Below are 8664 nucleotides of genomic sequence, written 5' to 3' on the forward strand. Positions count from 1 at the left end.
CTCGTCGTCCACGCGGTGCTGACCCCCGCCGCCGAGCAGGTATCGGTACGCGACACCGTCGTCCGACGCACGGACCGCGATCGAGATCTGGGCGCCGCTGGAGTTCCTGAACACGAAGACGGACTCGTTGTGCCTGTACTCGCGCTGCTCCTCCTTGCCCGTCGTCATCGAGTAGGAGTCGGAGACCAGGGAGTCCCTGCGCTCGACGAAGGTCAGGCCCGAGCGGAAGTCACCGTCCGACCCCGCGAGGCCGAGGCGCGCGGCCGACACCACGAGCGTCCCACCGTCGTAGACCTCGACAGCCACACGCCCCGCCGAGTCCAGCGTGAGCTGTGCGCTGATCGGCGAGCCGTCGGGGGCCCGGGTCTCCCACCGGTCCACCACCTCGGGCTCTGGCGGCGCATCGTCGTCGCAGACCAGCTTCGCGTCCGCCCAGTCGGCGTGGTCGTCGTTCTTGCCGTCCGTCCCCTCCGCGGCCTGCAGCACGAGCGTCTGGACACCGGTGACATCCGCCGTCAGCTCCTGCGGCGCGTCCGTGCCGGAGAGGATACCGCTCTCGGCGAGCACCCGTCCGTCGCCGAGCACCCTGAACTGCACCGAACCCGCACCACCGGCCACCTCGTCGTCGATCCCGACGAACGAGGAGAACGAACGACAGTTCGCGTCGAGGTCGACCGAGACCGAACCAGTGGCATGCATACCCACGCCCTTGCCATAACCGACACCACCGATGGTGATCGGTCCGCCGTCACCCGCCGCCAGGTCACCGTTCGAGGCGTCCCGCTCGACCGGCCCGAACCCGTTCAACTCCGCCCTCCAGGACAGGTCCGAGATGAACACCTCGCCCGTGGGCGCGGCACTCGCCGGCCCGGCGGCACCGACGAGCGCCGCAGTACCGATCAGGAGACCGGTGGTGAGAAATGCAGAGAAGTGGACGCCCAGCGGGCGTAAAGCGTGGATCCGCACGATTCTCCTTTGAACGTGACGCGTCCATCTGCGACGGACGGGTGTGCAGATCGTAGGACGCCCACGGACGGTCGATCAACGAACTGATCGATACTGCCTCTCGTTGAATTTCGACCGATCACAATTGATCAGCGCTTCTCGCGTGTCCGAGCAACATTTCTTGGTGGCCGTGAATCGCCCCGGGTTCGGTGGAGGCTCTCAATCCAGGAAGTATGAAAGTCATGGCGGCACCGAAGAAGTACAGCGACGAGCTGCGTGAGCGGGCCACGAGGATGGCGTTGGACGCGATCGCGGTCGAGGGGCAGCGGATGGTCGTGATCCGTCGGATCGCGGCCCAGCTGGACGTCCACCCGGAGGCCCTGCCCACGTGGGTCAAGCGCAGGGGAGGTCGACGAGGGCAGTCGGCCGGGGGTGACGAGCACGGACGCGGCCAGGATCGCGGAGCTGGAGCGGGAGAACCGTGAGCTGCGGCGGGCGAACCACATCCTGAAGGCGGCCTCGGCTTTCTTTGCGGTGGAGCTCGACCGCCCGTCCAGCAAGTAGTCGACTTCATCGGCGCGCACCGCCGTGAGGTCGTCGAGGGGCGCGAGCTCGGGGTCGAGCCGATCTGCGTGGTGCTCAACGGCACCGGCGCGAAGCTCCCTCCGAGCTCGTACTACGCGGCCAGATCCAGGCCGCCGTCCGCGCGGGCGACCCGAGACGCCGAGCTGGTGGGGCTGATCCATCGGGTGCACAAGGTCAACCTGGGCCTCTACGGGGCCCGGAGGGTCTGGGGCGAGGTGAACCGGCAGGGCATCAGCGTGGCACGGTGCACGGTCGAGCGGCTGATGCGGGCCGAAGGGCTGCGCGGCATCCCGAGGGAGAAGACGAGACGACCCGCACCACCCATAGCAAGGATCCGCAGACGGCGCGGCCGGCGGACCTGGTCGAGCGACTGCTGCGCCCCGGGTCTGGATTGAAGTGGCACACCATGGTGTCCGTCGGCAGCCGACTGGCGGCGAGAGGACGGCGGGCGTCAGTGGGGCAGGACGAGGCGACGAACGAACGCAGGAAGGCCGCTCCCCGAGAGGGAGCGGCATTCTTCGTGCGGGTGGGCGATCGCGTGCGCCGTCCGCGCCTCACCGGACCTCGGTCCGGTACGCGTTGGACGCCCGCCGCCTCGACGCTGTGACCCGCTGGTGGCCGAGATGATGCCGGGCTGGAAGCGGAGGGCGGGTCACCCCGCGCAGAGAGATCTGCGCGGGGAGACCCCGGTGTGTCAGTCTCCCAGCGTGACGCGGAAGATGCGCTCGTTGCTGTTGTTGGCCGTGCTGTCCTTGTCACCCTGGGTCGTGGTGGTCAGCCACAGACCGTTGCCGGGAGCCGGCTCGACGGTGCGCAGACGACCGTAGGTCCCCGTGAAGTAGGACTGCAGGTTGGTCAGGCTGTCGCCCTCGATCGTGGTGCGATACATCCGCTCGCCACGGGCGCAGGCAACGTAGAGCGCGTCGCGGACGATGGCGATTCCCGAGCAGGAGCCGTCAGCAGTCCGATAGGTGCGCTTGGGTGCGGTGAAGGCAGGGTTATTGCACGAGCCGGACGTGCCCTCACAAGCGGGCCAGCCGTAGTTGCCGCCGCGGGTGATGAGGTTGGTCTCGTCCATGATCGAGTTGCCGAACTCCTGCTGCCACAGCCGACCGCGGGAGTCGAAGGCCAGCCCCTGCGGGTTGCGGTGACCGAGGCTCCACACGGCGTTGCCGAACGGGTTGTCCGACGGGATGCTGCCGTCCGCGTTCAGACGCAGGATCTTGCCGTTGAGGCTGTTGCGGTCCTGCGCTGCGTTTGCGGTCTGGGCGTCGCCGGTAGCCACGTAGAGCTTGCCGTCCGGGCCGAAGCGCAGGCGCCCACCGTCGTGGAACTTGTTGCGCTGGATGCCGCTGATCAGGACCTGCGTGGAGCCGGTGTTCAGCCGGTTGTTCTCGTAGCGCATGCGCACGACGCGGTTGTCCGACGGCGAGGTGTGCATGATGTAGAGCCAGCGGTCGTTCACGAAGTTCGGGCCGATCTCGATGCCCATCAGGCCGCCCTCGCCGTCGGTGCCCGAGACGTTCGGGACCCGTCCGACGGTGGTCTTCGAGCCGTTGGTCGGGTTGAGCAGCACGATGTCGTGGGCGTCACGCTGGGTGTAGAGGATGTTGCCGTCGGGCAGGGTGAGCAGGCCCCAGGGGATGTCGTTGTCCCGCGTCACCTCGGTCACGCCGCACACCGCGCTGGTGCACGCTGCGCCGGTGCGGACGTTGGCGGTGCTGCTGCGTCCGGAGGCGTTGCCCTGCGCGTCGAGGGCCACCACCTGGTAGGCGTAGGTCGTGTTCGCGGAGAGCCCGCCGTCAACGAAGGTCGTGACCGGAGCCGAGGTGGACGTTCCGGTGATCGTCCCGACCCGCGAGTTGTTGCGGAACACCTGGTAGGAGCGGACCCCGATGTTGTCGCTGGAGGCGTTCCAGCTCAGCGTGACGGTGGTGCCGGACGCCCTGCCGGCGAGGTCACCGGGCGTCGAGGGTGGCGTGCTGTCGGCCTGGCACTGGGGCGGAGTGATGCGGACGCTCGCGCTGGCCTGGGAGAGGTTGCCCGCCGCGTCGCGCGCGTTGACGTAGAGACCCCACGTGACGCCGGGTTCGACGGTGACGCTGGTCGACGTCGTGCTCCCGCTGACCGACTTGATCAGCTGGCCGTCGTGGTAGATGTCGTAGGAGGCCACGCCGACGTTGTCGCTCGCGGCGTTCCAGGAGAAGGTGACCGCGTCGCAGCGCAGGTCGCTGGTCCGCGGGTTGGACGGGACGCTCGGCGGCTGGGTGTCGGACGAGCCGAAGGTGCCGCGCCACTTCTGGTTGTCCTGGCCGTTGCAGGTCCACATGCCCACGCTGGTGCTGTTGGCTGTGCTGCCACCGTTGACGTCCAGGCAGAGACCGGACTCGACACCGACGATCGACTGGTCGGCGTTGACGCGCCACTTCTGGTTCTCGCCGCCGTTGCAGCTCCAGATCTGGACGACCGCGGGGGCGGTGGTGTCGTGCCCCGCGACGTCCAGGCACATCGGGCTGTCGAAGACGCGCAGCTCGCCGGCGGGGGTGAGCGTCCAGCCCTGGTTGTCCTGGACGTTGCAGTCGTAGATGTTGACCGGGGTGCCAGGGGTCGCGTTGTTGCCGGTCACGTCGAGACAGCGGCCGGAGGCGACCCCGACCACGGGTGCGCCGGTGTAGGCCTGGGCCGGACTGGCGATCACGGCGCCGACGAGCACGCCCGCGGAGACGGCGAGCGACACCGCTCCTGCGAGCAACCGGCGGGCCACCTTGCGGCCGGCGTGAGTTCGATTTCGATGCACGTTGTCCTCCTAGGCTCGGTGATTTGACGAACAGGACCTACGGCACGCGACAGAGGAGGCTGCGGCGCCGAACGGTATTGCCGAACGGTTTGACGGGAGTTGAGCCGGGGTTCTCCGTGAAGAACGCGCACGCTGCTCGAGGGCAAGGGCCTCAACGGGGATGGAGCCATCGCCGTTCGACCGCATCTGACCAGTGGCGCGGACTCACATGTACCCACCTCTTTCGCTGCCCTGCTACGCATGCTCTTCGCTATGTGCCAGCTCATCACGGATCGGCGAAAGAGCCGGACTGAACCGCCCGCAGGTGTCGTGGATGGCGGGCCTGGGGCGCGACCGGCCACTACATACACCCACAGACGGCTCAGTCCTCGTCCCGCAGGACCTGAGACCTCCCTTCTCCCTCGTCGTGTCACGCCCAGAAGCCGGTACCAGCTGGCGGTCGGCGTGACATCCCTCGCCGTGCTCGAGCTACGGCCCGGTGCGAGACCACCTCAGTGGCTGGTCGCAGCAGGGCCGTAGCCGAGCAGTCACGCGGGAACCGTGCGCGCCGTCAGCCGCGGCGCCACTTCTGGTTGGCGCCGTTGCCGCAGGCCCACTGACCCAGCACCGCTCCATCGCCCCGGTTCCAGGAGAAGATGTCGACGCACTTGTTCGACTGCCGGTTGACGAGGTCGCCCGCCGAGGTGAGCAGGAACTGTTGGGCTGCACTGCCCGAACAGGTCGCCAGCTGGACGGCAGCGCCATCAGCGGTGGAACCTCCCGCGACGCTCATGCACATGTTGCCCTCCGTCCGCACGGTGCCGTTCACGAACTCCCACTGCTGGTTCGTCTGGCCGTTGCAGGTCCACATGGACAACCGCTGCCCGGCGCTGAAGTTGTAACCCGGAACGTCGATGCACTTGTTGTTCCAGTTGCTGATGATCGCCCGGCCGGACGGCATGTTGGCCGGCGTGACGGCCTGCATGATGACCGCGCCGATGGTCTCGACCGCGCGGGTGTTGTCCCGCGGCGTCTGCGTGTCCCAGCGGTTCCACGTGACGTTGAGGTCGGTGCGCCGCGCATCCCATGCCGCGTCGGCGTTGCGCTTCATGAAGCCGTAGTACTGGCCCCACAGGTTGTTCTCCCGGACGAACTCACCCATTCCCCGGGCGAACTCCGACTGCCAGGTCCCCTCGCGCTGCCCGTTGCTCATGATGCCGTCTCGGGTGTGCTCCCGGATGACGTAGTCGGTCGTGCGCTTGGCGTCGTCGAAGACGGACTGGCCTCCCATGTTGCGGTAGATGGCCTGCGCGGCGCTGATGAAGGCGCCGGCCGAGTACACCGACTGACCGCTCGAGAGGTCGCCGTTCGCGCGGATGGTCTCGTGGACGCCGCCCGTGCTTCTGTTGAGCAGCGTCTCCCATACCCAGTCGTAGATGGCTCGAGCCTTGTCGAGGTACTCGCGGTCGCCGTTCGCTTCGTAGATGAGGACGCCGAGGATGACCGCCGGGCTGTTGCTCAGCGCGTTCTTGTCGTCCTCGCGGATGTCCCACCAGATCCCGCCGCCGAGGGCGTCGTCCCACCCGCGGTCGTACACCCGGTCGAAGGCGTACTGCGCCTGCCTCAGGTACCTGGGATCTCCGGCGATCTCGTAACCGCGGGCGAAGGCCAGGCCGGCCCAGAGCAGATCGTCGTTGTACTCGTTCCAGTTCCAGTCGTAGAGACCGCCCGAACCTTGGTTCTGCTCCAGGAAGGTCTCGAGGAGGCGGACGACGAGATCGCGTGTCGAAGGATCCTGAGTGCTGTCGTACACGTCCTGGACACCCTGGATGTCCAGGGCCTGGCGCCAGAAGTAGTCCTTCTCCGTCGTGTCGAGCGACTCCCTGTAGTACCTCTGGGTGCCGTTCGAGACGAGGAACGCGTCGTTGAACGCGTCCAAGGCCGCATCGGTGTTCACCGTGTACGGCGCCACGTCGGCGGGAGCGGCGCTCGCGGCGCCCTGCGTCGCCGTCACGCCCGCGAACGCGAGCACCACGGTGATCGTCGCCGCGAACATCGAACGTGGCGACCGGCGTCGGCGCTGGTTCGCGCTGCCGCGGTCTGTCGTGGCGGGTACCACGACGGCGGTGTTCGATCGAGAACGCCCGTGACGAGCCTTGTGCCAGACCATGGCGGTTTCCTCCTTGAATGACGGTGCTGAGCTGCGCTTCGTCGCGCTACCTCTCGATGGCGACTCGTGAACGGCTCCTCTCTGAGCTCGACGTGTGTCGCAAAGCTGGTCAGCGCGGGAGAGCAGGACGGCGCTCCCGGGCCCTGTAACCGGTCCGTCGGGTGCGGGGCACACCCGACGGACCGGAGTCGTGATCGCATCCTCGTGCTGAGCCACGTCCTCGCGTCAGGCGAGCGTCCAGCGCTGGTTGGCGTTGACCGAGCAGGTCCAGATGATCAGCCTGGTCCGTTCGCAACGTTGCCTGCGGGCAGGTCCAAGCACTTCCCGGCGCCGATGTTGCGGAACGTCCCGTTGGCAAGAAGTGCAGAGAAATGAATGCCCAGCGGGTGCAAATGGTGGATCCGCACGATTCCCCTTCGAATACGGCGCGTCCATCCGCGAGGGACGAGTGTCCAAGATGATAGGACGCCCACGGACGATCGATCAATGGAATGATCGAAGCCGTTCCGTTCTCGTCCTCGACTGATCAGGACCGATCAAGGGCCGAGTCCGCTTCTCGGCGTCTCTCGTTCAGCTCGGCAACAGGAGTCGGTTATCGACCTGTCGACATGCCCGTGCCCGACGGGCCAAGGGCCGAGCAGGAAGCCTTGATATCGGACTTCCTGCTCGGCTCCAGGATCAACTCCGCGCCCACCTCTGGTTCGCGCCGCCGTTACAGGTCCACAGCACAATCCTGGTCCCGTTGGCCTGGCCGCCGCCGAACGCGTCGAGGCACTTGCCGGACTGCACACCGACAACGGAGCCGTCCGCGTTCACGGTCCACTTCTGGTTGTCACCGCCATTGCAGTCGTAGATCTCCACCGGCGTCCCGTCGGTCGTTGCGCCGCCATGTGCGTCGAGGCACTTGTTGCCGTACACCCGGAGCTCCCGCGACGACATCGACGTCCACTGCTGGTTGGCGCCGCCGTTGCAGTCGTACAGAGTCACCGCAGTGCCGTTGACGGTGGTGCCCCCGGGGACGTCGACGCAGCGCTGAGACTGCACGCCGCGCAGCGGACCGGTGCTGCCCGGCGACCCGGCCCCATCGAGGCACGTGTCCCTGCCGGGCTCCGCGGCACACACCACCGCGGCGAACCCGCCATGGTTGGCCGTAGGGAGGCTCAGCGTCTCGGAGGTGGTGGCCCGGACAGTGCGCCTGACCAGATCCGAGCCGGAGCTGCCGTCGACCAGGAGGTCCACGATCACGTTGCTGCTCGAAGAGAGCCCGGCCAGCGGGAGCGTCAGCGGTGCTCCGGTCCCGACGCGCATGCCGCCGACGAACCAACGGTTACCGGACTGTCGCGCCATGACCACGGACTGCGCTGGCGTGCCGCTCAGCAGCCTGGTCTCTCCCCAGTGTGCCGGGATGCTCTGCAGGAACGGGGTCGCGTTCGGCTGTCTCGCGTACGACTCCGGGTTGTCCCCGAAGTGCTGCCAGCCCGACTCGTAGACGATGCCCTTGGCCACCTCGTGCGCGTGCGAGTGGTTGTTGACGCCGCGCGAGAAGACGGTGGGCGTGTAGTCCATCGACCCGACCACGTTGCGAGTGAAGGGAAGGATGAGGTTGTGCGGCGGAGCGCCGTAGCTCTCCTCGCCGCGCACGGACTCGTAGCTCATGAAGTGCGGCCACGTGCGCTGCATGCCTGTCGGCAGCGAGGACCCGTGGAAGTTGATCATGAGCTGGTGCCTCGCCGTGTCGACGGCGATGGCGTCGTACCAGCGGTGGATCGCCTGGCTGTCGGAGTCCATGAAGTCGACCTTGATGCCGCTGACACCCCAGGACTTGAGCCTCGGGAGCCACTCGTCACGCTGCGCCTGCGACTGCAGGTCGCGGCTGTGGAACCACGCGATGACATCGACGCCCTTGCTGTGTGCGTAGTCGACCGTGCGCGGCACCCAGGCAGCGTTCCAGCCCTCGTCGAGCAGCACGTATTCCCAGCCCATCCTCGCCGCGAGGTCGATGTAGTCGCGCTGACGGGCCTCGTTGCTCGTGCTGCCGTTCGACTCCGTGAGCCAGCTCCAGCTCGAGATGCCCGGCTCGATCCAGGAGGTGTCCTGACCCACCAGCCGGTTCGGCGTGGCGAGGTCGTCCACGAGCGTGGACTCGACGATCGTGTCCAGACCACCGACGATCGCGACCCGCCAGGGA

The 8664-nt window shown here is 67.5% G+C and carries 6 protein-coding genes; 2 read left to right on the forward strand and 4 right to left on the reverse strand.

Features of this window, described 5'->3' with window-relative positions; all coding sequences use genetic code 11:
- Nucleotides 1–966 (reverse strand): NPCBM/NEW2 domain-containing protein (locus AC4H2G_RS21450; protein WP_494367771.1); only part of this gene is annotated, 966 nt, incomplete at its 3' end.
- Between the two features lie 221 nt (nt 967–1187).
- Here AC4H2G_RS21450 and AC4H2G_RS21455 point away from each other — a divergent pair.
- Both AC4H2G_RS21455 and AC4H2G_RS21460 read left to right on the forward strand, forming a co-directional pair.
- On the forward strand, nt 1188–1430 hold the full coding sequence (locus tag AC4H2G_RS21455; RefSeq protein ID WP_494367772.1) for a transposase: 243 nt from the start codon (nt 1188–1190) through the stop codon (nt 1428–1430).
- Nucleotides 1431–1676: 246 nt separating this feature from the next.
- Entirely contained in the window at nt 1677–1925 is a 249-nt protein-coding gene (locus AC4H2G_RS21460) for an IS3 family transposase (protein WP_494367776.1), read from the forward strand.
- 299 nt (nt 1926–2224) lie between these two features.
- Here AC4H2G_RS21460 and AC4H2G_RS21465 read toward each other — a convergent pair whose 3' ends face one another.
- From AC4H2G_RS21465 to AC4H2G_RS21475, 3 genes are all read right to left on the reverse strand, one after another.
- Nucleotides 2225–4327, reverse strand: coding sequence for a lectin (locus AC4H2G_RS21465; protein ID WP_494367773.1), 2103 nt, complete (start codon nt 4325–4327; stop codon nt 2225–2227).
- Nucleotides 4328–4877: 550 nt separating this feature from the next.
- Nucleotides 4878–6362: a glycoside hydrolase family 76 protein gene (locus AC4H2G_RS21470; RefSeq protein ID WP_494367774.1), complete on the reverse strand. Its 1485-nt coding sequence runs from the start codon at nt 6360–6362 to the stop codon at nt 4878–4880.
- Between the two features lie 792 nt (nt 6363–7154).
- The coding region (locus AC4H2G_RS21475; RefSeq protein ID WP_494367775.1) for a glycoside hydrolase family 97 catalytic domain-containing protein at nt 7155–8664 on the reverse strand (1510 nt) is incomplete at its 5' end.

The sequence above is a fragment of the Cellulosimicrobium sp. BMG9.23 genome (genome assembly GCF_059159985.1).